We start from the raw sequence: 24,033 nt of genomic DNA on the forward strand, positions 1-24,033 counted from the left end.
GTCGATAACAATTAAAAGGCGTTCTCGGTCGCCAGCAGCGCCTGCTCTAAGGCATCCGCGCTGATGCGGAACGGCAAACGTTCGGCGCTGGCCGCCGGGAATTTGATCTGTTCAGCAATGCTTCTGATGGCTGCGCGACGATCGCCGTGCAGCGGCGCTAAGGTCAGCGGCATATCATACTGCCGCAGCAGCGCCAGCAGCGCGGCGTCCGGCTCACCGTCGTGCTCAATCAGCGACTGCACCAGCAGGCTGTAACCGACTTTTTCACCGTGCAGCCAGTGGTGCAGCTCCGGCTGATGGGTCAGACGGTTATGAATGGCGTGGGCAAAGCCTGGCGTTGGCAGCACGTCACGCACGCTGTTGGCCAGGCCGGCCAGCACAATGCTGGCATCGATCACCTTCACCAGTTCCGGCGTTACCTGCTGTTGCTCGTTGGCCAGCACGGCGGCGGCACCGTGCTGGCGATAGACATCCAGCGCGCGCTGCGCGGTCATCACTTTAAGATCGAGGGCGAGATCGTGGGGGTTGTGCCGCAGATAAGGAGAGAACTCGTAGTATTTAGCCAGCGCGTCAACAATGCCCGCTTTGAGGTAACGCACATCACTTTGCGCAATCACTTCGCTGTCTACCAGTACCAGTTCAGGCATTTTGCCCAGCGGCTGGCTGCGCACGTGGCCGCCCTGCGCGTCATAAATAATCGCCACCGGCGACCAGGCGGCACAGGTCGCCGCGACGGTGGCGAAATTGACGACGGTGATTTCCGGTAACTGGCTGCCGACCGCTTTAGCCGCATCCAGTACGCGCCCGCCGCCAATTGCCAGCAGCAGTTCAGCCTGCTGCTGTTGCAGATTGCTTTTCAGCGTATCAATGGCCGCGTCGGTGCATTCGCCGTGTAAATACTCGATTTCCCAGCGAATACCACAGGTTTCCAGACTTTGCGTTAATTGCGGATTAACCGCCTGCCAGGCGCGCGGAGAGGTGAAAATACGGATATGCGTAGCATAAGGTTTAATGAATTCGCCGGTGCGCGCACGCAGTCCCGGTTCGTGTGCGTAGGCACGCGGAGATTTAATCGCTAACACGTTGTCACCCTGATTAGGAAAAACGCCATAACAAAATTGTTATATTTCAGAGGATTAATGCGAAATAGTTATAGCGCTATGTATTTTATGCATACTACGGTAAATGGCGATTAGTGCAATGAAAAAGCCGTTATTTCATTTTCACAAATTTGCATTAGCTTATCCGGATTTCACATATAGCCTGTCAGCGCTTTACTGCTACTCTGAGCCTTCTTTTTTTATCGCCCGCCGGGCGGTTTTCCGGGGATAGCTATGACACTTGAGTTTCGTCAGGTCACAGAAGACGAAGTGGACACTTATCAGGCGCTGATGCATGCCGCCTATGCGCCCACGCTGGCGCTGGGGATCAAATTTGATGCGGCCACCGCTGACCGCGAGAAAACGCTGCGGCATCTGCAAAGCCACGGCGTGTATGCGCTGTATGCCCAGGGCGTGATGGTCTCCTCGGTCACCGTGCGTTATCCATGGGGCCCGCTGCCGGGTCCGTTCGGCCTGCCGCACATCGGCTGGTTTGGCGCTCACCCGGACTACGCGGGGCAGCAGTTTGGCCGCCAGGTTCAGGCTCACCTGGAGCAGGAAATTTTACGCGGCCAGTTACGCGCTCCGGCGGTTTCGCTCGGTACCGCCATCAGCCATCCGTGGCTGATTGATATGTATCGCAAGCGCGGATTTGTGCTCATGCACACCACCGATCTCGGCAAAGGCCACATCACGCAATATATGAAAAAAGTGCTGGATGAAACCGCGCACGATGCCTGGCTGACGCGCCAGGCGGCATCACAAGGAAGCCAGGCATGAGCCAACTGAATGAAACAGCGCTGGGCGAGCAGCTGATCGCCTTTCGCCACGAACTGCACCGTTTTCCGGAACTCTCTAATCAGGAGTTCGAAACCACCGCCCGCCTGCGCCAGCAGCTGGAACAGCACCAGATTCGCATCGTTGATTTGCCACTGAAAACCGGTCTGGTGGCGGAGGTCGGCCCGGCACAGGGGCCGCTGATTGTGCTGCGTTCGGATATTGATGCGCTGCCGATTGAGGAGCAGTCGGACGTCGCTTTTCGCTCGGAGCGTCCTGGCGTGATGCACGCCTGCGGCCACGATTTTCACGCTTCCGCTGCACTTGGCGCGGCGATTCTGCTTAAGCAGCATGAGGCAACGCTGCCCGGCCGCGTGCGGATTCTGTTCCAGGCCGCCGAAGAGACCGGCCAGGGCGCGCCAGATGTCATCGCTACCGGCGCGCTGCAGGAGGCGGTGGCGATTTTCGGCATTCACAACGATCCGTCGCTGCCGCCTGGCGTGGCGGGCAGCAAAGCCGGCGCGCTGACCGCGGCGGTGGATCGCTTCGATATCCGCATCACCGGCACCGGCAGCCATGCCGCCAAACCGCATCAGGGCAACGATCCGATCGTTATCGCGGCGCAGATTGTCTCCGCGGCGCAAACGCTGATTAGCCGTAACGCCCCCTCCGCTGACAACGCGGTGGTGTCGATCACCCAGCTGCACAGCGGCAGCACCTGGAACGTCATTCCGGACAGCGCCTGGCTGGAAGGCACGGTGCGCACCTTCTCTCAGTCCACGCGTGAGCGACTGGAGCAGCGCTTCCGCGAAATCGTGCTCGGCCTCGGTGCGGCTTTTGCCGCAGAGGTTGAGTTTAACTGGCACGCCGGTCCGCCTGCGGTGGTGAATGATGCGCACTGGGCGGATTTTGCCCTGCAACAGGCCACCGCCAGCGGACTTGAAGCGCGCGTGGTGGAAGCCAGCCCGATCGGCGAAGATTTTGCTTTTTATCAGCAACAGCTGCCCGGCGCCTTTGTGATGATCGGCACTGGCGAACCTTTTGCGCTGCACCATCCGGCTTTTCGCATCAATGATGCGGTGTTACTGCCCACCTCACGCTACCTCGCGCAGCTTGCCGTGGCGGCGCTGCGCAGTCTGGAGCAGGCATGAACCTGAGCCTCGCGCTGGCTGAGCGCATCCTGCAAAGCCAGCCGGATGCGGCGGCACGTGATGCCGCTTGCACTGGCGTGCAGGATTTTCTCGCTGTGAGCTGGCCGGTGTTACAGCAGCAGGTGCCGGACAGCGGCTTACCGGCGCTGCGACAGGTTTATGACGACGGCAGCGTACGCTCACAGGCGTTACTGCTGGGCTATGCCGGCCATGCGCTGGATTACGATGATTTCCATGCCGATTTTCGCGGCCATCCCAGCGTGGCGATTCTGCCCGCGCTGTTTGCCTGGCAGCAGCAGCAGCCCGCCACTGCCGAAGCGTTCCTTGATGCCTATATCATCGGCGTGGAAGTGGCTGGTCGGCTGGGACTGGCCGCCAGCCAGCAACACTATGCGCTGGGTTATCACAACACGGCCACGCTGGGTACGCTGGCGGCGGCGGCCGCGCTGGCACGTCTGCTGCGGCTTAATGCAACCGACTGCGCCACGCTGATCGGCATCGCGGCGACCCAGGCCAGCGGACTGCGCGCTCAGTTTGGTTCAGCGGTGAAGCCGCTGCACGCCGGACTGGCGGCAGAGCGTGCGGTGATGGCGGCGCAGCTGACGCTGGCGAAATTCGATGGCCGGCATGAAGGCGTGATCGACGCGTTTTTCGCCGCCAGCAGTAACGGCGAGGCGCAGCCGCAACGGCTGGTAGAAAACTGGGGCGTGCCATGGCGCATCAGTACCCCCGGTCTGGAGTTCAAACCCTTCCCCACCTGCGCCGGAACTCACAGCGCTGCCGAAGCGGCACGTCTGCTGCGGCGCGCCTGGCTGGCGGAAGGTCACTCGCTGGACTCGCTGCTGGAAAATATTGATGACATCACGGTCGCCTTCCCGCCGGGTGGCGATATCGCGGCGGCAGTTCGCGTGCCGGCTAACGGCATCGAAGCACGCTTTAGCCTGGAATACGTGATTGCCGCCATGCTGATGTATGACGATTTACGGCTGGAAGATTTTGCCGAAGGTGCGCTTAATCCGGCGGTGATGCCGCTGGCGGCCAAAGTGCGTCGCACGCCGGATGCGTCCGCGCCGCCTGACGCGCTCAACCCGGCGCGGCGTTTTCATCTCGTCACGCTGACGCTGAAAGAGGGTCGGCAGCTGCAGCAGCGCCGCACGCGGCAGCAGTCGCTGGCGGATGGCGTAGATGTGGCGGCCAAACTGCGTCAGGCGCTGCGCCATGAAGTGCCGGCGCGCCAGCAGCAGTTACTGGCTATCAGCGAGCTGCAAAGCACGGCGGATTTGGCTACATTAAGCCAACTGTTGCGTGCCTGATTCCTGGCGGCGCGCGTTCTTCGCTTAAGGCTGGCGTATCATGTCTAAAACTCAGCGGCTTCCCGAACTGCTGCAATTGCTGCGCTGTCATCGCTATCCGCTGACCGCGCAGCGTATCGCCGAACAGCTGCACATCAGCGTGCGCACCGTCTATCGTGACATTCTTAGTTTGCAGCAGCAGGGCGTGGAGATTGAGGGCAGCGCGGGCGTTGGTTATTTACTCAAATCCGACGGCCATTTGCCGCCGCTGATGTTTTCCCGGCAGGAGATTGATGCGCTGGTGCTCGGGCTCAACTGGGTCACCCGACACACCGACGATGAGCTTAAGTCCGCCGCGCGCCATGCGCTGGCCAAAGTCCAGGCTGTGATTCCGTCCCATCCTACGCAGAGTATCGATCACCAGTCGCTGCTGATCGCCTCCCAGGGCGAAGCGTTGTTCGAAACCCATTTGCCGCAGATTCGCCAGGCAATCCATCAGCGCAGCAAGATCAGCCTGCGCTACAAAGATCTGCAGGATAACCTCTCCACGCGCACCATCTGGCCGGTGGTGATTGGCTACTTTGAACGCGTGCGCCTGCTGTGCGGCTGGTGCGAACTGCGCCAGGAGTTCCGCAATTTCCGCGTCGACCGCATTGAAGCGATCAGCGTCACCAGCGAACTCTATCCCGGCACGCGTCATCAGTTGCTGAAGCGCTGGCGGGATTATCACCATTTGCGTCACCCGGTGGACAGCGCGACACGCTAGCGACATAAAGTTGCCATAAGCGACAAAATGTCGCATACTTAGCCGCGTGTAGCAGTAATCGCAACTCAACATTACAACAGTCAGTCCATCACCGCTTTCATCCGCGAGGTAATATTCATGGCCACAAGTATTCGTTTAGACGATGACTTCGTGAGCGACGTAAAAATTCACGCTGAAGCCGCCAGCCGCAGCATTCCAAAGCAGATTGAGCATTGGGCGAAGATCGGCCGGATTGCTGAGGATAATCCGGACTTACCGTATAGCTTCATCGCTGAAGTATTGATCGCCCAGGCTGAAGTCGATAATCAGAAGGTTTCGCCGTATGTCCGCCGAACACCCCGATCCAAAACCACAAAATAGCATCGAGGTTTTTCAAACACGCCGCTTTGAAAAAACGCTCGATAAATTGCCCGATACACAGCGTGCCATCGTCGAGGATGAGATCGACAGGATTGTTGACGCGCCTGAGATCGGTGAGCTTAAAAAAGGTGACTTAAACTTTTTACGCGTGCACAAATTTCAGCTGAATAACCGCCTGACGCTGTTGGGCTATAGCTGGGTGGAAAATAAACTGGAACTGTATCTGCTGGATATCGGACCCCATGAAAATTTCTATCAGGAACAGAAAAAGCACCGTAAAGCCGATCTGAAAATTATCAGTTAACCCATCGACTCCTGACAAAATCTGTCACAGCCTCCCCCTACTATGCAGCGGTAAACACACAAGGAGATCACCATGCTTACCGCTAATATGACCATTATTTATGTGCCCAACGTCGTGAAAAGTGCTGACTTTTATGCCGCGCTGTTCGACATCAAACCCGCAGAACTCAGCCCGACCTTTGCCATGTTTGTGTTTGAGAGCGGCTTTAAACTGGGTATCTGGTCGCAGTATATCGTTGAACCCGCACTCTCCCTGCCTGCCAGTGCAGCGCGTAGCGAAATTGTGTTTAAAACCGCGCGCAAAGACGATGTCGATTTTCTTTATCACGAATGGGGCGTGCTGCGTGAAATCACCATTATTCAGTCGCCGGTGCGCATGGACTTTGGCTACACCTTTACCGCGCTGGACCCGGACGGGCACCGCCTGCGTGTCTGCTATTTACAGCTGGATGAGTAAGTGAAGAGGCCTGGCGCTTACGGTTGCAGGTTGTTAAATGCACTGAGTAATCATTAATTATATTTATATTTTTAATTGCCGATTAATGACATCAACGCTGCTGTTCAGTTAAGCAACGTGCAGGTAATTCAACCTGGTGGATAGCGGTGCGATTTATCGCGCAATAAGTTGCACCGCTACACAGTGCGCGAGATGTTTGTATCACCACAGGTTAATTACCATGCATTTCAGTTAATTATAATATTTTTCGTCATTATCGACTTTATCCGTCATAACGTTCCCATCCCACATCGCGCTTTTTTAAAATGCCTTCCGTGTATGCCATAAATAAAATCTACTGAATACAGCCACCTGAACACGCTACGTCATTTCCAGGACAAGTCTTGTTACTGTTAAATATTAATTACGTTTTTATGGGCCTCTGCACAGGCTGCAGTGTACCTGTAGCCCGACCATGGATAAGGCCAGGCGATTAAACGCCGTACTACACCGGGATGTGATGATGAACAGTAATCTGCTTAACCTGCGCCAGCAGCGCGCGACGCGCACGCTATTTTTTATCGCCGGACTGGGCATGGCCGCCTGGGCGCCGCTTATTCCCTTCGCCAAAGCGCAACTAGCGATCAATGACGGCATGCTGGGGCTGCTGCTGTTCTGTATCGCCGCAGGCTCCATGTCAGTTATGCCTTTTACCGGCGCGCTGATAGCCCATTTTGGCTGTCGCACGCTGCTGCTGCTGTGCGGTGCCGGACTGGCCCTGGATCTGCCGCTGCTGATGCTGCTGTCCTCACCACTGCCGATGGCGGGCGCGCTGTTGCTCTTCGGCGCGATCAACGGACTGATGGATGTCAGCATGAATTATCAGGCGGTGATCGTGGAGCGCGAGGCCGGGGTCAGCAAGATGTCGGGCTTTCACGGCTTTTACAGTCTTGGCAGCATTGCTGGTGCCGGCGCGGTGAGTCTGCTGCTGTGGCTACAGGTTGCGCCTCTGCTGGCGCTGCTGCCGCTGTGTGTGTTGATTTTATTGCTGCTGCTGATGAGCCATAGCGCCCTGTTGCCCCGTCGTTGCACGGATGCAAAACCAACGCGCGGTACGCTGCGCGCCCTGACGCACCGTAACGTGGTGCTGATTGCCCTGCTGTGTTTCCTGCTGTTCCTCACCGAAGGCGCCATGCTCGACTGGTCAGCGGTGTTTATGAACAGTGAACGCGCCATGTCGATGCAGCTGGCCGGTTTCAGCTTCACGCTGTACGCCACGGCTGTCGCCACGCTGCGCCTGTTTGGCGATCGGCTGATTAATCACTATGGCAGTCGCCGCGTGCTCACCTGGGGCGGTCTCGTCGCCAGCGGAGGGCTGGCTTTAGCGATTTTCTCCGTCTGGCTGTGGAGCGCCCTGCTCGGCTTTGTGCTGGTGGGTATCGGTCTGGCCAATATCGTGCCGATTTTGTTCAACGCGGCGGGTAACCAGCGCAACGTCGCCGCGCATTACGCCATACCGGCCGTCACGCTGTGCGGTTACTCCGGGCTACTGCTGGGCCCGGCGCTGATTGGCTTTAGCGCCCAGCTTACGTCGCTGACCACCACGCTCAGCGCCGGCATCGTGATGTTGCTGCTGGTGACTTTCGCGGCGCGTTTCGCTCTGACAGCGAAGTAGCGCCTCTGCCCTGTCATATTCACAAGGAGTTTCTATGACAACCTCAACGCAACCGGTGTTCAGCCTGCACTACGTCGGGCTCAATCTGAAGAAAGGCGTTAATGCCGCGACCTTCGAAGCCTTTCTCAAGGCGCGCGGCACGCAGATTCCTGCTTATCCGGGCTGGCAATGGTCGCTGTTAAAAGGCCTGCGTGGCGAACGCCAGGAACAATACCTGATGCTGTATCAGGCTCCCAGCCAGGCAGACTATGACCGCTATATCACACCGGCTGGCGAACTCACGGCTGAGGCCATCGCCTTCTGGCAACAACGGCCCGAGGCGTGCGCGCTGCTTGAGGAGTGGAAAAACTTTGCCACCTATGGGGAGTTACCAACGCTGTTCTCCACCTTCTCGCTGCTGGCAGAAAACCGCCACAGTTCACTGCCGCCCGGCCCGAACTTTCAGCCCGATGCTCAACCTGCGGTGGCACGCGTGGTCGGTTTTCATCATCTGGCACTACGCGCTGGCGTGACGGCTGCCGACTTTGATCGCTTTATGATTGAGAACGTCGCGCGCATTGATGACTATCCCGGCTGGAAGTTTCACATGCTGAAGGGCACCGGCGGCAATCGAAGTGAGCAATATGCAGTGATGCTGGTGATCGAAAGTCTCGACTCGCTCAACAGCTTCCATCCGGCGATGGACGTCTCAACCGAAAAATCGCTGACGTTTGTGAAAAACCATCAGGAGAGCGAGCGTATGTATGATGAATGGCGCACCATGGCCTCGTTCTCCGGCGCACCGCAAATGTATACCGACTATCTGACGATTGCCGGCAACGTCGGCTGAGGTTGGCCACGACCGGCGGAGGCCGGTCAGACTGCATTATCACGCCCGTTCAGGGTTGGTGTTCGGTTCTGGCTGGCCCGGCACCTCAACGCCAGGCCAGCCCGCCGTTCGCGTCCGTTGCCGGATTAGCTCACCCGCGCCGCTGCCGGGCTGTTCAGCGCGGCCAGCAGCGTTGCCGAGTCCGCCACTGCGCCGAATATACCGCCCTGCATATGAATCATGCTGAGCGCCGCCTGATGATGCTTCAACTCCGTCGCCGCGCAGCAGTCGCTCAGCACCAGACATTCAAAACCGCGATCGTTGGCTTCGCGCAGTGTGGTATGCACGCAAACGTCGGTGGTGATGCCGCTGATGATTAAGTTGCGGATACCGCGACTGTGCAGAATCAGCTCAAGGTCGGTGGCGTAAAAAGAGCCTTTGCCGGGTTTATCAATAATCACTTCATCCGGTAGCGGCGCCAGCTCGGGGATGATTTCCCAGCCTGGCTCACCGCGCACCAGAATGCGGCCACAGGGCCCTGGTGCACCAATCTCCGCCTGCATCCGCCGCGATCGCCAGCGCTTGTTGGCCGGCAGATCGCTCAGGTCCGGACGATGGCCTTCACGGGTATGGATGATCGGGAAGCCGGATTCGCGCATGCGCGCTAACACCTGCTGCAGCGGTTTGATGGGGGCACGCGTCAGGGCGATGTCGTAACCCATAGTGTCAACATAGCCGCCCTTGCCGCAGAAGTCGGTTTGCATATCAATCACCAGCAGCGCGGTGTTTTGCACCGTGCAGTTGCCGTCAAACGGCCACGGATAGGGGGTTGAATTAACGATATAATCAGGCATTGCTTTTCTCCATTACCGCCGTGCTGCTTTCCGGTTTCCATTTCACGATCAGCGTATAGCTCAGTGCCGCGGTGACCAGCCCGATAACCGCTTCACCAAACTGCGGGAATTCGAGGTGGGCCATCACCGCACACAGGCTGCCGATGGCCCAGGCGGCGAACGCGCTGCCGCGCAGGCGCCGTGTTTGACGCTGTTCGCTGATTTTCGCCATAAAGATCAGGTCAACAATCATCACTGCGCCAAACGGCGGCACCACCATGCCGAGCAGGCTGAGCCATTCAAGGAACCAGGACCACACGCCGGCCAGCGCCAGCACGCCACCGATGGCCCCGAGGATCAGCGTCCACAGGCGCATTTTGCTGCTGAACAGATGGCTGAAACCGACCGCGCCGTTATACAGGCAGTGCGTGCACACCGAACCGAGGTTGATAAACACAAACAGAAAGGCAATGACGGAGAGCAGCATGCCGTGCCCCATCAGCAGCGGCAGGAAGTTACCGCCGTTGCTGAGCGGATCGACCGCCGCGCCGACGGCGACAATCACCACGCCAAACAGATAGGAAATCACATTCGCCAGCGGGAACGCGGAAAACGCGGCGATCACCGCTGATTTGCCGTCCTTCGACCAGCGGGTGAAATCCGCTGTCATGGTGCCGGAATCCGCAAAGCCGGCAATCACCATGGTGACCGCCGTGCCCATGCTCATGGCGCCAGCGGCTGCCGGACTGCCCTGCCACTGGGTCAGCGTGGTGAAATCATGATCCTTGCTCACCAGCCACAGCGCAACCAGCCCCAGCACCACAAACAGCGGTGCGGCAATCATCCCCAGCACCGACAGCGCCCGCACCCCGAGAAAGGTGACGCCGGTATACAGCACCATGGCAAACGCGGTGACCGCCAGCGCGTTCCAGCCAAAAGTCTGGTTGATCACCGTCCCGGTCAGGCCGGTCTGAAAGGCGTACCAGCCTATCACCACGGTAGAAAGAAAGCCGGACACCAGGATATAGCCTTTGATGCCAAAGGTCCGCTTCGCCTGCAGCGCGAAGTTCATACCGGTATGCCCGGCGAACCAGCTAAGTGCGCCGACATAGGCAAACAGCACCAGGTTACCCAGCAAAATCGCCAGCAGTGCCGGCCAGAAGCCAAGATGCCAGGTGATAATGCCGCCAAACAGCGCATTGGTGAGGATCATCGGAAAGCCGAACCACACCGCCGACACCGAACCCGTCGAGTGGCGATGACTAAGCGGCACCGGCTCATGCTCGAACTCCTGCTCCAGCGCAGGGGAAGATTTGTTACTCATGGAGAACTCCAATAGCAGCAGGATAGTGATGATTCCATGGTTGGATGCGCTCAAAAGCGGCACTGGCCGCCAGCACCAGGCCATCGTCCAGATGACGACCCACAATTTGCATACCGATCGGCAGACCACTGGCCGTGAAGCCGGCAGGCACCGAGGCGGCAGGCTGACCGGTAAAATTGAACGGGAAGCAGAACGACAGCCAGTGATCGCTGCGCACCATGCGGCCATCAATGACTTCCGGGCCCTGCATGTGCAGCGCAAACGGCGGCACCGCCAGCGTAGGTGACAGCAGCAGGTCGTAGCGCTGCATAAAGCGCCACAGCTGGTTGCAGAGCTTTTTGCGCGTGGTGTTGGCGTCGGTGAAATGCTCCGCGCGCCAGTCGCGCTGCAGCATGGCACTCAGGTGCGGTGACATCGCAGCACCCAGCTCGCTCTGCATCTGGCGCATGCCGCTCAGATCGCTTTCAAACGCCACCAGCGCAGCAAAGCTGGCGCTTTCGTCAGCGATGCCGGGATCCACCTCTTCCAGCTCTGCGCCCAGCGCCGCAGCGAAACGACGCGCGGCCGCGGTGACCACGGCGCGCACTTCCGCATCGACGGCGATATAGCCAAAGTCGGCGCTGAAAGCGATGCGCAACCCCTGCAGTGGCCGATCCAGACTGGCGAGCCAGTCAACATCGCTGCATGGGATGGAGTGCCGATCGCGCATGTCCGGACCGGCCATCACCGACATCATCAGCGCGCTGTCGCGCACGCTACGCGTCATCGGACCGATATGTTCAAGCGATTCCCAGCTGGAAACGCCAGGATAACGCTCATCGCGGCAGCCCGGCCAGAGCGGTACCCGCCCCATCGAGGCCTTGAGTCCATAGACACCGCAGTGGGCCGCCGGGATACGTACCGATCCTCCGCCATCACTGCCGAGCGCAATCGGACACAGCCGCGCCGCCAGCGCCGCGCCGGATCCCGCGCTCGATCCGCCCGGCGTTTTGCTCACATCCCAGGGATTACGCGGTGAGGGAAACAGGGGATTATGGCCGACACCGCTGTAGCCAAATTCCGGCGCGGTGGTCTTGCCCAGCAGGATGGCATCCGCCGCCAGCAGGCGCTCAACGGTGATGTCATCTTCTTCGGGAATAAAATCGGCGTAGGCGGCCGATCCTGACGTGGTTCGCACACCGGCGGTACAGATCAAATCTTTTACCGCCAGCGGCACACCCGCCAGTGCGCCCAGCGGCTCGCCGCGCGCACGACGGCGGTCGATCTGCTCTGCCTGTGCCAGCGCCCGCTCCGGCGTCAGGGTACAAAACGCCTGAATCAGCGGCTCCCGCTGTTCCAGGCGATCCAGCGTCGCCTGGGTTAACTCGCGCGCGGAAACCTCGCCGTCGCGCACCCGCGCCGCCAGCTGGGTGGCATCTTCATCCAGCAGTGCATCAAACATGATCGTTCTCCCGGGTTAATTGGCTACCGGGAGGAGTGCAGTTTGCGTGCCAGAATAGCGTGAAGTGCGCGGCCGTTATGCGCCGGGCCAGATAGGATACGGTCTGGGATACAAGATGGAATACTTATGGATGCGGCAGTCATACCGATGCAGGCAATGCGCACAAGCTGTGCACATCGCTGCATCATCGCGTTGCCATTTTAGGGTGCAGCCAGCGGAGGCGGAGTTGCTGCCGTGGCGTGCGTCAGAAGGGTTAGCTTTGCGCGCTGACTAACCGCACGGCGAAGCCAAAAAACAGCATGCCGGTCAGCATGTTCGCCAGCTTGACCAGGCGGGTGCGGCTGCGCAGATAGCGCACCATCACCGCGCCAGCCACCAGCAACAGTGAATAGTAGCTGAAACTGATCACCTGAATCAGCGCACCCAGGGTGGCAAACGCCGGCGCGGTATGGGTTACGCGCGGATCGATAAACTGAATGAAGAACGAAACGTAAAACAGAATCGCCTTGGGATTGGTTACGCCAAGCAGCAGCGCACGCAGGAAATAGTTTTCCTGTTTTACCGCTTCAGCCGGTTGATCGCCGCTGCGTTTGCGCAGCGCGCCGATGATAATCTTCACGCCGAGATACAGCAGGAACATGGCACCAAGATAACGCACCACCATAAAAATATGCGGACTGGTACGGATCAGCGTCGCGACGCCCGCCCAGGCGAGGAAAATCAAAATTAAATCGCCCGCCATCACCCCGGCTATCGCCTGACAGGCCGGCTTTGCCCCACGACTCATCCCGGTGCGCAGCACATACAGGCTGTTGGGTCCGGGTAATAGAATGATCACCAGCGCGCCCGCCAGGAAAGTCCAGAGATTGATGATGCCTAAATCGTGAAACATTACGGTGCTACCCCATGCCGTTAAGCAGGTAAAAATGAGTGAAAGTGGAACCCGGCGCGCTGCTCAACTGCCGCGGCGCGGCGCATAGTAGCAGTTGTGCGGTGGATTTGTCGCTTAACGCCACGGTTCAGTATGTCGAAACGGTGTTACGTAACGCATACAGCGCGTGACAGGCACCAGTGACGTTGTCACAGTGATGATTCAGAGGTTTTGCAACTGCTGCATCACCGCATCCAGAAATACCCGTAATACCGCAGGCTGGCGTTCGCGCGACATATACAGGCCATAAATGCCTAAGGTGCGCGGTTGAAAGCCGGGCAGTACGCAACGTAACTGACCGCTGGCAAGCGCAGCCTGTGCCTCCATTGCCGGCACCATGGCAACCCCACATCCGGCGATAGCGGCATCACATAACACGGATGAAATACCAGCGCTAAAATTGCCGCTCACCACCACGGAAACCGCCTCGCCTTGCGCATCGTGAAACTGCCAGCGCTGCCCGGCAAAGCGGCTGTAGTGCAGGCAATTATGTTGTGCCAGATCCGCTGGCGTCTGCGGTTCGCCCCGCTGCGTTAAATAGGCCGGCGCAGCGCAGACTACCGAAGCACATTCACCCAGCCTGCGGGCAATCGCGCCGGGCTCCGGATCGTCGGTAATGCGAATAGCCACATCGATGCGCTCACCCACCAGGCTAACCGGCTGATTATTGATCTCCAGCTCAATACGCACCGCCGGGTAACGCGCAAGGAACGCCGGAATCATCGGTCCAAGAATGTGTGTGGCGGTTGAATGTGCACAGGCTACGCGCAACGTGCCCTGCGGTTTGCCCTCATCGCCCTGCTGTTCGATCTCGTCGGCCAGCCGGGCCAGCGCGCGTGTCTTATGCAAAATCTGCTCACCCGCCGGAGTAATGGTCAGCCGCCGTGAAGAACGGTGCAGCAGGCGTGCGCCCGCCCACTTCTCCATTTCATCAAGATAGCGACTGACCATCGGGCGCGAAATATCCAGCGCGCGCGCCGCCGCGCTCAGGCTTCCCAGTTCACAAATCCGGTTAAACACCCGCGCTGCCGTCACTCTGTCCATGCAGGCTCCATCTGATCGTTTTATGCAACTGATCATATCTGATTGCGGGAATTCTGCCAGCTGGCGATTTGCTTACAATAGCGTCTTTCAGTGACGGCACGTTGCCGTAAAAAGGAAGATGCCATGAAGATGAAATCACTCGCGCTGCTGGTCACCTTAGCCGCCGCGCCGGCTTTTGCCGCTCCGTTGCAGTTAGACGTGTATAACCCACAGGAACAGGGAGTTTTTCCGGTCTCGTCGACGCTGGTCTCCGGTCCGCATGAAGCGATTCTGTTTGATGCGCAGTTCAGCCCCAAGGATGGCGAGAAGCTGGTGGAACTGATTAAAGCGCGCGGCAAGCAGCTGACCCACATCGTGATCACCTCGGGCGATCCGGATTTCTACTTCGGTCTTGAGCCGCTGGTGCAGGCGTTCCCGCAGGCCAAAATTGTCGCCTCGCCGCTGGTAGTGGAACATATCGAAGCGACCAAAGATGCCAAGCTGCAGTACTGGGGACCGCAGATGAACGGCGCTGCGCCGCACCAGCTGTATGTGCCGCAGATTACCCACCAGACGCGGTTTAGCGTCGATGGTGAGCGCATCGAACTGCGCCACGCGGCAGAAAAATCAGCCTACGTGTGGATTCCCTCCAGTAAGGCAATACTCGGTGGCACAGTGGTGGATTCCGGCATTCACGTCTGGACCGCGGACACCCAGACCGCACCCAGCCGCGCAGAGTGGCGTCAGGTATTGCGAGAAATGCAGCAGTTGAAGCCGCAGGTGGTGATCCCCGGCCACTATCTGGGTGCGCGTCCGGCAGGCGATAAGGCGGTCACCTTTACCCTGGATTATCTGCAAAGTTTTGAGCGGGCGCTGCAACAGCACAAAGGCTCCGCGGCGGTGATTCAGGCGATGAAACAGGCATGGCCAACCTTAGCGGATGTCAGCTCGCTGGAGCTGAGCGCGAAGGTGAATACCGGTGAGATGAAGTGGAAGTGACGCGAGAATAAATGAACGGGCCAGACGCCACCGCGCCTGGCCTGAAGCTTACTGCAGATGGGTTTTCAGCTCTTCCGCCGCCTGGCGAATCGCAGTGCGGACTGCCGGCACCTCGCTCAGCGGATTGAGCAGGCCGTAGTCATGAATCAGACCGTTATAGCGCGTCACGGTGACATCCACACCGGCGGCATCCAGTTTGCGACCAAAGGCTTCACCCTCATCACGCAGCACATCCAGTTCTGCCGTCTGAATCAGCGTTGGCGGTAAGCCCTGCAGCTGCTCTTTTGTGGCGCGCAGCGGCGAAGCGAGAATATTGTCGCGCTCGCTCTGTTTGGTGGTGTAGGCGTCCCAGAACCATTTCATCATGTTCCGCGACAGGAAATATCCGTTAGCAAACTGGTGATACGAAGCGGTATCAAAGCGCGCATCGGTTACCGGCCACAGCATGATGTCATAACGAATTGCTGGCGTTTGCTGCTGTTTAGCCTGCAGCGCGACCGCCGCCACCATGTTACCGCCGACGCTGTTACCAACCAGCGCCAGGCGCTTGCCATCAACACCAATTTCACTACCGTGTTCCGCCACCCAGCGTGTCGCCGCATAAGCCTGATTAATGGCCAGCGGATAATGCGCTTCGGGTGACGGCGTATAGTTCACAAACACGGCCGCAGCGCCAGATTCCACCACCAGATCGCGCACCAGACGTTCGTGGGTCGGGAAATCACCGAGGATCCAGCCGCCGCCGTGGAAGAACATAAATACCGGCAGCGTACCCTGTGCGCCCTGCGGTTTTACGATATTCAGCTTAATGGGCTGGCCGTTTACCTGAATGGTTTTTTCAGTGACATCGGCCGGCGGCAGCGTTACGCCCTTCTGCGCATCAATCAGGACCTGACGCGCCGCCTGCGGTGACAGTTGCTCAATCGGTTTGCCGCCGCTGCTGTTCAGCGCCTGTAAAAACTGTTGCACGTGACGTTCAGGTTGTGGTGCGTCAGCAAAGCTATTTACCGACGCAGTAGCCATCGCCATGGCAAGCAGAGAGTGTTGTAATTTCATGGTGTTACTCCTTTAATGTTTTTTGCGATTATATCGCACGCTATTTAAATGATAATGACTTGATGGTCGTGTTCTGAACTGAGACTGAATTTATATAGCGCGCTATTTAATAGCAAGATATTTTTTAGCGAAGATTTACATCACTACTCTATTACACTGATTTTAATCAGGATATTTTTTCAGATTTTTGCCTGCAGGCGGGTGCGCTTTCCGGCCAGTCACATCGGCAACCTGCAGATTCATCTTGTCTGCGTCCCCGCCAGCCGCCACACTGGCGAGCACGCCGCGATTTTTCACACATTGAGGTAACGGGTAATGCCGCAGAGTAAAGCTACCCTGACTGGTCTGCTGGCCATTCTGCTGTGGAGCACGATTGTAGGATTAATAAAAAGCGTCAGTGAAAGTTTTGGTCCGGTAACCGGTGCCGCGCTGATTTACAGCGCCAGCGCCCTGCTGTTGCTGCTCACCGTGGGTTTTCCTGACCTGCGCCAGTTTCCCCGCCGCTATTTGCTGATCGGCAGCCTGCTGTTTGTCTGCTATGAGCTCTGCCTGTCGCTGGGTTTTACTCATAGCGGCCATCAGGCGATTGAAGTCGGCATGGTTAATTACCTGTGGCCGGCGATGACCATCGTTTTAACGGTGATGGTTAACCGGCAAAAGACCAGCCCGTTGATTATTCCCGGCCTCCTGCTGGCCGTCGCCGGTATTTGTCGGGTACTCAGCGGCGATCGGGGATTTTCACTGGGCGAAATGATCGACAACGTGATGGATAATCCGCTCAGTTATGGTCTGGCATTTGGCGGTGCGATGATTTGGGCGGTTTATTGTGTCGTGACAAAAAAAAGCGCGAAAGGCAGTAACGGCATTACGCTGTTTTTCATGTTAACTGCGCTGACGCTGTGGCTGAAATCGCTGCTATCACCGCAGCCACCCGTGGTGTTTTCGCTGCAGGCGTGCATCAGCCTGGCGCTGGCAGCGATGGCGATGGGGCTTGGCTATGCGGCGTGGAACGTCGGCATTTTGCACGGCAATGTCACGCTGTTAGCCGCAGCATCCTACTTTATCCCTATCATTTCATCGCTGATAGCCGCTTTTATCCTTAACTCCAGCCTGACCTTCTCCTTCTGGCAAGGCACGGCGATGGTTTGCCTCGGTTCGCTGCTCTGCTGGTGGTCAACGCGCGGGGCTACAACGCATAAGCTGGAAAGCAACACGCTGGAATAACCGGCTGGATGGCGCAGCCGGACGAGAATACGGACAGTGGTGCAGACTCAGCGCGGCGGCGGGAACATTTTGCGATACAGCGACGGCGTCATGCCGGTCACTTTGACAAACGCGCGGCGCATCACATCGGCACTGTGATAACCACAGGCCGCCGGGATCGCTTTGAGCGGCAGCTCACCGGCATCCAGCAAAGCCCGCGCGTGGCTGATGCGTGCCTGCTCAAGCCATGCGCCAGGCTGGATCTGCATCTCCTGCTGAAACAGACGCGCTAAATGCCGCGTACTGAGGTGCATGTGCGCTGCCAGGTCTTCCAGCCCACGAATCTGTGCCAGATGCGCGATTGCCCAGCGCTGCATCTCCTGAAAGGCGCTGCGTCCGGCCAGGGACATCTGTTGTTTACGCACGAAATGTCCCTGTGTGACCGGGCGCTGGAAGAACATCACCAGGCTGGCGGCCACCTCCTGCGCCAGCTCGCGCCCGAGATCCTCTTCCACCAGCCGCAGCGCCAGATCCAGTCCGGACGTCACCCCCGCTGCCGTGCGTAATGCACCATCCGCCACATATAGCGCATCGGCTTCGACCTGCGCATCGGGTAGCAGTAATGCCAGCCGTTCCGCACACGCCCAGTGAGTAGTGACTTTCCTGCCGTTCAGCAAACCCGTTTGCGCCAGCAGCAGCGCCCCGGTACACACCGAGCCGTAACGCTGGCTGCGCTGACAGAGCGCGATAATCTGCTGGCGCTCACTGGCGGAAAGCTGCATCTGGCTGGCGTCAGGTGCTCCGGCGACCAGAAAGGTATCGGCGCGATGCTGTGTCGACACAGTTAGCGCAACGTCGGCTTCCAGCCGGACACCAGACGAGCAGCGGATGCTGGTGTGCTGCAGCGACATCACGCTGAGCTGATACACCTGACGATGCAGCAGCCGATTTGCCTCGGCAAACACATCCAGCGGCCCGGAAATATCCAGCAGTTGGGCGCCGGGAACGGCCAAAAGGGTAATGTGATGGTGAGTCATTGTCTGGCTATCCGCTTAAATCGCAATGTCAGAAATCATCGTTAAACAGAGATTCATGACATTGTCGCGCGGCTTTATGCTGAACGCAACTTCACTAAGCGGAGACATCACCATGAGTTTTACTATTAACGGCATTCGTATTCCGGACAGCAAAATGGCGCGCGATGCTACCGCGCTGGTACGTGACATCGAATCGGATCTGTTATTTCATCACTCCAGCCGCGTTTTTTACTGGGGCGCTTTGGCAGGTCAGCGACTGGGGGTCAAAGTGGATGCTGAGCTGCTTTACGTTGGCTGCATGTTTCATGATGTGGGTTTGACGCAACAGCATTGCAGTTGCGATAAGCGCTTTGAAGTCGATGGCGCCAATGCGGCGCGCGATTTCCTGCAACATTATGGGGTTGCCCAGGCGGATATTGATAAAGTGTGGACGGCGATTGCCCTGCACACGACGCCCGGCATTCCGCAATTTATGGCCGGGGAAATCGCCCTGGTGACGGCCGGCGTTGAGATGGATGTGCTGGGTATTGACTATGACCACTTCAGCGATGAGCAACGTGAAGCCGTGGTGCAGCAGCATCCCCGTCCGGCACAGTTTAAAGAAGAAATTATCCAGGCATTTTATGAAGGCATTCAACATAAACCGGCGACGACATTCGGCAACGTGAAAGCTGATGTCATCGCTGATAAGCAACCGGCATTTCGCCCGATGAATTTTTGCCGGATTATCCGTCAGTCGCGCTGGGCGGGTTAACATGGACAGCGGAGATAGCTCATCGCGAACGGGAGAAATGGCGACGGAAGCGTGCGCTGTGAATCCCGGCAACAAAATTAACTCATCGAACATTGTCAGCAGGAGAGAATTTTCGTTGCTACTATAGTGACGCAACACACAGCTCAAGCGTTGCGACGAGAATTTTTCCTGTAGTTTTTTGTTATGCCCGCTCTGCGGGCATTTTTTTCCGAAAAATGCACCATCGCGCTGCTGCCAAACCTCTTACGCCGCAGGTTTCAAACGGCTTGATTCCCCTGCTTCCAGCAATGCCTTTGCGGTCGTCCTTGTACGTTCAGTTAACAGAGGGTCATGCACGGACACGGTGTTAACCAAAGCAATCAATTCATAACAATTCGACCATGCTATAGGTATTTCTTCATTACAATTTCATTAGACTCATCCCCCGGTCGCCCAGAGGCAGGTTCAAACTTTCCACTGTAAATGATATTTTTGAATGTGCTTTTTCAGATATAGAAGTGATAACATAGTTAGGAAGCACAGCTGTTACAAATTGATAGAGTAAAAGGACTTTGAAATGGAATTATTTTTAGTAGTAGTACTCTTATTAGCACTTCTGGCTCCGGTTTTATCTGTCGTACTTTTCAAAAAAAGCAAAAAATACCGAGAGGAAATAGCTCTTTTAATCTCCGGCAAAAATACGCTTGGCGAAGAATTAGGTGAAACGCAGAAAAAATTAGCTCAGGCTGTACGTGACCACGCAGAACTTGAAGGAAAAGCCACTCCTTTGTGGCAGTATCAGGAATTACACGATGCAGTATTAGATGCGGAAAAAAAGATTAAAACCGCTGACGCTATTGCCAGAGAAAAGCTGGATGACGCGCAAAAACAAGCGGCAAGAGCGGTAAACGAAGCTCACGATCAGGCTGCATTAACAATAAGCAACGCCAATAGCGAAGCTGTCGCTATCACCCAGGATGCGCGTGATGCTCGCCTGAAAGCCAAAGAACGACTCGATAACGCGAATAGTAAAGCGGATGAGCTGATCTCCAACGCAAATGATAATGCGATGAAAATAATCGCGGATGCAGAGATACGTGCAATGGAAATAGCTGGCTCCGCATATGAAGCGAAAGAGTTTGCAGAGACCTATCAGGCTGTCGCCAGGTCAATGAAAAATAAAATTGAAGGGTACGGCGATGAATGGATAGTGCCAAACCGAAGCGTTTTGGACGAACTGGCAGAGAATTATGAATTTACGGATGCAGGAAAAGAACTGCAAAAAGCCAGAGAGTTAACTAAGTCTCTTATCAAAACGAACAAAGCGGCAAGCTGTGATTACGTCGAACCAAACAGAAGAAACACCGCCATCAAATTTGTACTGGATGCTTTCAATGGAAAAGTCGACAGTACCCTCTCAAAAATTAAACACAACAATTACGGCAAATTATCCCAGGAAATAAAAGATGCCTTTGAGCTTGTTAATTTTAACGGTTCAGCCTTTAGGTCAGCCAGGATCACTGATATCTGCTTGCAAGCCCGACTCAACGAGCTTAAATGGGGAGTAGCTGTAAATGAAATTATGCTTGAAGAAAGAGAAGAGCAAAGACGAATCAAAGAACAGTTGCGTGAAGAAGAAAAGGCGCGTCGCGAGTATGAAAAAGCGATAAAAGAAGCTGAAAAAGAAGAAAAAACAATTCAGCAGGCGATTGATAAAGCGACTAAAGAACTGATGCTCGCAGGCGAAGAACAACGTATAGCCCTCGAACAAAGACTGGCTGAGCTACAAATTAAATACGAAGAAGCTGAAGCCAAAAACCAACGAGCCATTTCGATGGCACAGCAAACACGTTCAGGTCATGTGTATGTGATCAGTAATATCGGCTCGTTTGGAGAAAACGTTTATAAAATTGGGATGACACGCAGACTCGAACCGCTCGACCGGGTTCGTGAACTTGGCGATGCCAGCGTCCCGTTTTCATTCGATGTACATGCAATGATCTACAGTGATGATGCTCCTTCGCTTGAAAACCACCTTCACAAAGTGTTTAACGATAAACAGGTAAACAAAGTTAACTCGCGCAAAGAGTTCTTTAATGTCGGTATTAAAGACATCAAATCCACGATTCAGGAAATGAGCATTGATGTGCATTGGACAATTTCTGCAGAAGCTAAAGAGTACAGAGAGTCTTTAGCCATCGAAAATGAACGCAACACAGCGTTAAAAGAAAGCGAAGAGTTGATCGTTGCATAACGTTTTGTAGCCATGATATGACCTGATGATGATACGTCAGGTCATTGTGAATGTAAGAATAAGTGGCGGATCTGGTGACATTCATTCGTAACGGCTGGGGCAATCAGGCACCTGCGGTAAGCGCGGATCAGGTGGCAAAACTGCGTAAAGATCTGCCAAAGGCAGCGGAGGCAGATAAGGAAAAGAGTCAGTAAAAACTGACGGAGAAAACGCCCTGTTCAGGGCCCCGATAAGGGCCCTGATAATGACGCCGGATAGCAATGGCAACCTGAGCAATTACCGTGCAATACCCCATCGCCAGCCTTAACTATGTTTTGTCGGCTTCGGTCAGGGTGGCTCTCACCTGCGGCAAACTCTGCGGGTAATTCTGCTGAATGAATTCAATCATTTTCTCGCGGACGTAGCAGCGTAAATCCCATGCCGTCGGTGAGTTCTGCGCGGTCATCAGTAAACGGATGGTCATGGTTTTTTCCGTGGTATCGGTCACCTGCAGTACCTGAGTTTCGCGATCCCAGAGCCGCGTCTCATTGAGGATTTTTTCAAAATGCTCACGCAGCGGCGCCAGCGGCATCGAGTAATCAACATAGAGAAACACAGACCCCAATATTTGCGCATTATTTCGCGTCCAGTTCTGAAATGCATTCTCGGTAAAATAGGTGATGGGCAGCACCAGACGGCGTAAATCCCAGATGCGCACCACAACATAGGTCAGATTGATTTCCTCAATCCAGCCCCACTCCTTTTCGACCACCACCGCATCGTCAATTTTTATCGGTTGGGTGAAAGCAATCTGAATGCCGGCAAACAGATTCACCAGCGACTTTTGCAAAGCGAAACCAATAATAATACCGGCGACACCGGCACCCGCGAGGATGGTGGTGCCGAATTTACGTACACCGGGGAAGTTGAGCAGAATTAAACTCAGGCAAAACAGTACCAGGATGACGATAGCCACTTTTTTAACATAGATTAATTGCGTACGAATTTTACGCGCGCGCAGGTTGTTCGACAGGTTGATATCATAGCGAATAAATAACATATCCTGCGCTACGTTAATCAGGCGAATCAAAATGGAACAGAACGATAAGATGATAAAGATATTAAGCGTGGTGGCGATAAAGCTCAGTGAGCCAGGATCAAGATGCACATAATTCATCCCCATATTGATCAGCAGTAATGGAATGAATAAAAATAACGATCCCCGCAGATGCTTTTCCAGCGATTTAAACAGCTTGCGATCGCGGCTTTGCCAGTAGCGAATAAACCTGAGAAGAATAAAGCGGGCCAGAAAACCCAGCAGTAGCGAGAGTGTGACGAGCAATACAGCAGGTACCCATGTCGGCGCACCAGATAACTCACCTAGAAGTAATGGCATGATATTCCCTTCTGTTCAGCTAACAACCGTGGTTGTCAGATAAGTCACCAAAATCAGTAACCGTTATCGTGCCGGTTATCTGCTAAACCCATGATTTCGCACTTCAGTGGGTAAAAATATAGTTCACTGGCCGCTGTTAGCAGGGGAAAAACCCTTCAGGTCATCGGGTGCTCTGCTGGCGATCATCGCAAGGTTATGAATTGGTGGTTTTTTTCGGCTTTATTGCTAAAGGTCTGAAATTTCAGGCAGGTGATGAGGCAAAGCGTCAGAGGGTGCTGACGAGAAATGCGCTGACAGGCAGTGATGCTGCGTCCGGGGAAGAAGTACAGACAACCTGTTGCGCCAGCTCGCGCTGACCACGCGCATAGCGCAGCAGTTTGATGCAGAGAAAAAGCGCGCGATTAAGCGCGCAATGCCTTATTTGGCGTACGCCTCGGTAGAGAGCGTAATCGTCACTTCGTCGCCCACGGCCGGAACATATTTATCGATTTTAAAATCCGAGCGTTTGATGACGCCGGTGGCATCAAAACCGATCGCCTGCTTTTTAACCATAGGATGCATATCCTGCTTGTTCAGCGTGGCATGCAGCACAACCGGCTTAGTGATCCCTTTGATGGTTAAATTACCCTGCACATCATATTTATTATCGCCTTTACTTTCCACATGGGTGCTGTGGAAGGTGGCCTGAGGATATTTTTTAACGTCAAAATACTCATTACCCAAAAACTCTTTGGTCAGCGCTGGCACATGCGTGTCAATCGTTTTTAACGGCAGGGTCACATTAACCTGTGACTTTTCCGGGTTTTCTTTATCAAAAGCCAGCTGACCGGAAACATCAGAAATATCAGCAGTCGGATGAGAGAAACCAAAGTGATTCCATGCGATCACCACGGAAGTATGTTGCGGGTCAAGGTTATATTCCGTCGCTGCGGCATGTGACAGGGGAACATATAATGCCACCAGAGAAAGCAGCGCCGTTTTTTTCAAAAATTTCATGGAAACATCCTCAAATAATCAAGTGCTAATACTGTAGCGCAAACCTGCTAAGGTGTTATTGAAATCATTTGTTTTACCCATTCAAAATTTTTAACCGTTTTTTCCCGCAAGCAAATAATAACGCAGCGTGAAATTTACTGAAATGACGTAATTAAATTCC

24 protein-coding genes are annotated in these 24,033 nt (G+C 55.7%); 14 read left to right on the top strand and 10 right to left on the bottom strand.

Annotated features, from left to right (window positions below):
• Positions 1–11 precede the first annotated feature (11 nt).
• Complete coding sequence (locus E7738_RS19595; protein ID WP_394516520.1) at positions 12–1,082, bottom strand: iron-containing alcohol dehydrogenase family protein; 1,071 nt, start codon at positions 1,080–1,082, stop codon at positions 12–14.
• 252 nt (positions 1,083–1,334) lie between these two features.
• Here E7738_RS19595 and E7738_RS19600 point away from each other — a divergent pair, with 252 nt between their 5' ends.
• From E7738_RS19600 to E7738_RS19640, 9 genes are all read left to right on the top strand, one after another.
• On the top strand, positions 1,335–1,880 hold the full coding sequence (locus tag E7738_RS19600; RefSeq protein WP_215481259.1) for a GNAT family N-acetyltransferase: 546 nt from the start codon (positions 1,335–1,337) through the stop codon (positions 1,878–1,880).
• A complete protein-coding gene (locus E7738_RS19605) occupies positions 1,877–3,028 on the top strand; it encodes an amidohydrolase (RefSeq protein WP_394516521.1) in 1,152 nt (383 codons plus the stop codon). Before E7738_RS19600 ends, E7738_RS19605 begins: the two co-directional genes overlap by 4 nt.
• The gene (locus E7738_RS19610; RefSeq protein ID WP_394516522.1) at positions 3,025–4,341 is read left to right on the top strand and encodes an MmgE/PrpD family protein; all 1,317 of its coding nucleotides are present in this window, start codon (positions 3,025–3,027) and stop codon (positions 4,339–4,341) included. The genes E7738_RS19605 and E7738_RS19610 overlap by 4 nt, the downstream gene beginning before the upstream one ends.
• 40 nt (positions 4,342–4,381) lie before the next feature.
• On the top strand, positions 4,382–5,086 hold the full coding sequence (locus E7738_RS19615) for a helix-turn-helix transcriptional regulator (protein ID WP_394516523.1): 705 nt from the start codon (positions 4,382–4,384) through the stop codon (positions 5,084–5,086).
• A 117-nt stretch (positions 5,087–5,203) separates the two neighbouring features.
• On the top strand, positions 5,204–5,446 hold the full coding sequence (locus E7738_RS19620) for a ParD-like family protein (RefSeq protein ID WP_071813632.1): 243 nt from the start codon (positions 5,204–5,206) through the stop codon (positions 5,444–5,446).
• The gene (locus E7738_RS19625) at positions 5,409–5,750 is read left to right on the top strand and encodes a type II toxin-antitoxin system RelE/ParE family toxin (RefSeq protein WP_127834950.1); all 342 of its coding nucleotides are present in this window, start codon (positions 5,409–5,411) and stop codon (positions 5,748–5,750) included. The genes E7738_RS19620 and E7738_RS19625 overlap by 38 nt, the downstream gene beginning before the upstream one ends.
• Positions 5,751–5,822: 72 nt before the next feature.
• Entirely contained in the window at positions 5,823–6,206 is a 384-nt protein-coding gene (locus E7738_RS19630; RefSeq protein ID WP_104093350.1) for a VOC family protein, read from the top strand.
• Positions 6,207–6,705: 499 nt separating this feature from the next.
• Positions 6,706–7,860, top strand: coding sequence for an MFS transporter (locus E7738_RS19635; RefSeq protein WP_104093351.1), 1,155 nt, complete (start codon positions 6,706–6,708; stop codon positions 7,858–7,860).
• Between the two features lie 34 nt (positions 7,861–7,894).
• Positions 7,895–8,689 carry a hypothetical protein gene (locus tag E7738_RS19640; protein ID WP_058770261.1) on the top strand — a complete coding sequence of 265 codons (795 nt, stop codon included), beginning with the start codon at positions 7,895–7,897 and terminating at the stop codon, positions 8,687–8,689.
• 125 nt (positions 8,690–8,814) lie between these two features.
• Here E7738_RS19640 and E7738_RS19645 read toward each other — a convergent pair whose 3' ends face one another.
• From E7738_RS19645 to leuE, 4 genes are all read right to left on the bottom strand, one after another.
• Positions 8,815–9,522, bottom strand: a complete 708-nt coding sequence (locus E7738_RS19645; protein ID WP_127834952.1) for a biuret amidohydrolase — start codon at positions 9,520–9,522, stop codon at positions 8,815–8,817.
• Positions 9,515–10,825, bottom strand: coding sequence for a purine-cytosine permease family protein (locus E7738_RS19650; protein WP_394516524.1), 1,311 nt, complete (start codon positions 10,823–10,825; stop codon positions 9,515–9,517). Before E7738_RS19650 ends, E7738_RS19645 begins: the two co-directional genes overlap by 8 nt.
• A complete protein-coding gene (locus E7738_RS19655) occupies positions 10,818–12,266 on the bottom strand; it encodes an amidase (protein WP_211724594.1) in 1,449 nt (482 codons plus the stop codon). The genes E7738_RS19650 and E7738_RS19655 overlap by 8 nt, the downstream gene beginning before the upstream one ends.
• 253 nt (positions 12,267–12,519) lie before the next feature.
• Positions 12,520–13,158 carry a leucine efflux protein LeuE gene (leuE, locus tag E7738_RS19660; RefSeq protein ID WP_058770263.1) on the bottom strand — a complete coding sequence of 213 codons (639 nt, stop codon included), beginning with the start codon at positions 13,156–13,158 and terminating at the stop codon, positions 12,520–12,522.
• A gap of 38 nt (positions 13,159–13,196) precedes the next feature.
• On the opposite strand from leuE, the gene E7738_RS19665 reads away from it, so the two are divergent.
• Positions 13,197–13,328: a hypothetical protein gene (locus tag E7738_RS19665; RefSeq protein WP_260467644.1), complete on the top strand. Its 132-nt coding sequence runs from the start codon at positions 13,197–13,199 to the stop codon at positions 13,326–13,328.
• Between the two features lie 31 nt (positions 13,329–13,359).
• Here the strand turns inward: E7738_RS19665 and E7738_RS19670 are convergent, their stop codons facing one another.
• Positions 13,360–14,241: a LysR family transcriptional regulator gene (locus tag E7738_RS19670; RefSeq protein ID WP_127834954.1), complete on the bottom strand. Its 882-nt coding sequence runs from the start codon at positions 14,239–14,241 to the stop codon at positions 13,360–13,362.
• Positions 14,242–14,364: 123 nt separating this feature from the next.
• Between E7738_RS19670 and E7738_RS19675 the strand changes: the two genes are divergently transcribed.
• Entirely contained in the window at positions 14,365–15,219 is an 855-nt protein-coding gene (locus tag E7738_RS19675) for a Vmh family MBL fold metallo-hydrolase (protein WP_394516525.1), read from the top strand.
• A gap of 48 nt (positions 15,220–15,267) precedes the next feature.
• On the opposite strand, the gene E7738_RS19680 is transcribed toward E7738_RS19675, so the two are convergent.
• Positions 15,268–16,248 carry an alpha/beta hydrolase gene (locus tag E7738_RS19680; RefSeq protein WP_369974302.1) on the bottom strand — a complete coding sequence of 327 codons (981 nt, stop codon included), beginning with the start codon at positions 16,246–16,248 and terminating at the stop codon, positions 15,268–15,270.
• Positions 16,249–16,590: 342 nt separating this feature from the next.
• Between E7738_RS19680 and yddG the strand changes: the two genes are divergently transcribed.
• Positions 16,591–17,499 (top strand): aromatic amino acid DMT transporter YddG, encoded by a 909-nt coding sequence (gene yddG / locus E7738_RS19685; RefSeq protein WP_394516526.1) that lies wholly within the window; start codon positions 16,591–16,593, stop codon positions 17,497–17,499.
• Positions 17,500–17,546: 47 nt separating this feature from the next.
• Here the strand turns inward: yddG and E7738_RS19690 are convergent, their stop codons facing one another.
• Positions 17,547–18,515: a GlxA family transcriptional regulator gene (locus E7738_RS19690; RefSeq protein ID WP_394516527.1), complete on the bottom strand. Its 969-nt coding sequence runs from the start codon at positions 18,513–18,515 to the stop codon at positions 17,547–17,549.
• Positions 18,516–18,627: 112 nt separating this feature from the next.
• On the opposite strand from E7738_RS19690, the gene E7738_RS19695 reads away from it, so the two are divergent.
• Positions 18,628–19,269: an HD domain-containing protein gene (locus E7738_RS19695; RefSeq protein ID WP_088517339.1), complete on the top strand. Its 642-nt coding sequence runs from the start codon at positions 18,628–18,630 to the stop codon at positions 19,267–19,269.
• Between the two features lie 556 nt (positions 19,270–19,825).
• Complete coding sequence (locus E7738_RS19700) at positions 19,826–21,502, top strand: DUF4041 domain-containing protein (RefSeq protein ID WP_104187470.1); 1,677 nt, start codon at positions 19,826–19,828, stop codon at positions 21,500–21,502.
• Between the two features lie 307 nt (positions 21,503–21,809).
• Here the strand turns inward: E7738_RS19700 and E7738_RS19705 are convergent, their stop codons facing one another.
• Both E7738_RS19705 and E7738_RS19710 read right to left on the bottom strand, forming a co-directional pair.
• Positions 21,810–22,877, bottom strand: coding sequence for a mechanosensitive ion channel family protein (locus tag E7738_RS19705; protein ID WP_104187471.1), 1,068 nt, complete (start codon positions 22,875–22,877; stop codon positions 21,810–21,812).
• Positions 22,878–23,294: 417 nt separating this feature from the next.
• Positions 23,295–23,873, bottom strand: coding sequence for a YceI family protein (locus tag E7738_RS19710; protein WP_058759072.1), 579 nt, complete (start codon positions 23,871–23,873; stop codon positions 23,295–23,297).
• Between the last annotated feature and the right edge of the window lie 160 nt (positions 23,874–24,033).

Source organism: Pantoea sp. SGAir0430 (assembly GCF_043549295.1).

Bases quoted from the DNA above. Each gene is read 5' to 3' on its own strand.
- E7738_RS19600 (WP_215481259.1), top strand. From the start codon at position 1,335: ATGACACTTGAGTTTCGTCAGGTCACAGAAGACGAAGTGGACACTTAT.
- E7738_RS19605 (WP_394516521.1), top strand. From the start codon at position 1,877: ATGAGCCAACTGAATGAAACAGCGCTGGGCGAGCAGCTGATCGCCTTT.
- E7738_RS19610 (WP_394516522.1), top strand. From the start codon at position 3,025: ATGAACCTGAGCCTCGCGCTGGCTGAGCGCATCCTGCAAAGCCAGCCG.
- E7738_RS19615 (WP_394516523.1), top strand. From the start codon at position 4,382: ATGTCTAAAACTCAGCGGCTTCCCGAACTGCTGCAATTGCTGCGCTGT.
- E7738_RS19620 (WP_071813632.1), top strand. From the start codon at position 5,204: ATGGCCACAAGTATTCGTTTAGACGATGACTTCGTGAGCGACGTAAAA.
- E7738_RS19625 (WP_127834950.1), top strand. From the start codon at position 5,409: ATGTCCGCCGAACACCCCGATCCAAAACCACAAAATAGCATCGAGGTT.
- E7738_RS19630 (WP_104093350.1), top strand. From the start codon at position 5,823: ATGCTTACCGCTAATATGACCATTATTTATGTGCCCAACGTCGTGAAA.
- E7738_RS19635 (WP_104093351.1), top strand. From the start codon at position 6,706: ATGATGAACAGTAATCTGCTTAACCTGCGCCAGCAGCGCGCGACGCGC.
- E7738_RS19640 (WP_058770261.1), top strand. From the start codon at position 7,895: ATGACAACCTCAACGCAACCGGTGTTCAGCCTGCACTACGTCGGGCTC.
- E7738_RS19645 (WP_127834952.1), bottom strand. From the start codon at position 9,522: ATGCCTGATTATATCGTTAATTCAACCCCCTATCCGTGGCCGTTTGAC.
- E7738_RS19650 (WP_394516524.1), bottom strand. From the start codon at position 10,825: ATGAGTAACAAATCTTCCCCTGCGCTGGAGCAGGAGTTCGAGCATGAG.
- E7738_RS19655 (WP_211724594.1), bottom strand. From the start codon at position 12,266: ATGTTTGATGCACTGCTGGATGAAGATGCCACCCAGCTGGCGGCGCGG.
- leuE (WP_058770263.1), bottom strand. From the start codon at position 13,158: ATGTTTCACGATTTAGGCATCATCAATCTCTGGACTTTCCTGGCGGGC.
- E7738_RS19670 (WP_127834954.1), bottom strand. From the start codon at position 14,241: ATGGACAGAGTGACGGCAGCGCGGGTGTTTAACCGGATTTGTGAACTG.
- E7738_RS19675 (WP_394516525.1), top strand. From the start codon at position 14,365: ATGAAGATGAAATCACTCGCGCTGCTGGTCACCTTAGCCGCCGCGCCG.
- E7738_RS19680 (WP_369974302.1), bottom strand. From the start codon at position 16,248: ATGGCGATGGCTACTGCGTCGGTAAATAGCTTTGCTGACGCACCACAA.
- yddG (WP_394516526.1), top strand. From the start codon at position 16,591: ATGCCGCAGAGTAAAGCTACCCTGACTGGTCTGCTGGCCATTCTGCTG.
- E7738_RS19690 (WP_394516527.1), bottom strand. From the start codon at position 18,515: ATGACTCACCATCACATTACCCTTTTGGCCGTTCCCGGCGCCCAACTG.
- E7738_RS19695 (WP_088517339.1), top strand. From the start codon at position 18,628: ATGAGTTTTACTATTAACGGCATTCGTATTCCGGACAGCAAAATGGCG.
- E7738_RS19700 (WP_104187470.1), top strand. From the start codon at position 19,826: ATGGAATTATTTTTAGTAGTAGTACTCTTATTAGCACTTCTGGCTCCG.
- E7738_RS19705 (WP_104187471.1), bottom strand. From the start codon at position 22,877: ATGCCATTACTTCTAGGTGAGTTATCTGGTGCGCCGACATGGGTACCT.
- E7738_RS19710 (WP_058759072.1), bottom strand. From the start codon at position 23,873: ATGAAATTTTTGAAAAAAACGGCGCTGCTTTCTCTGGTGGCATTATAT.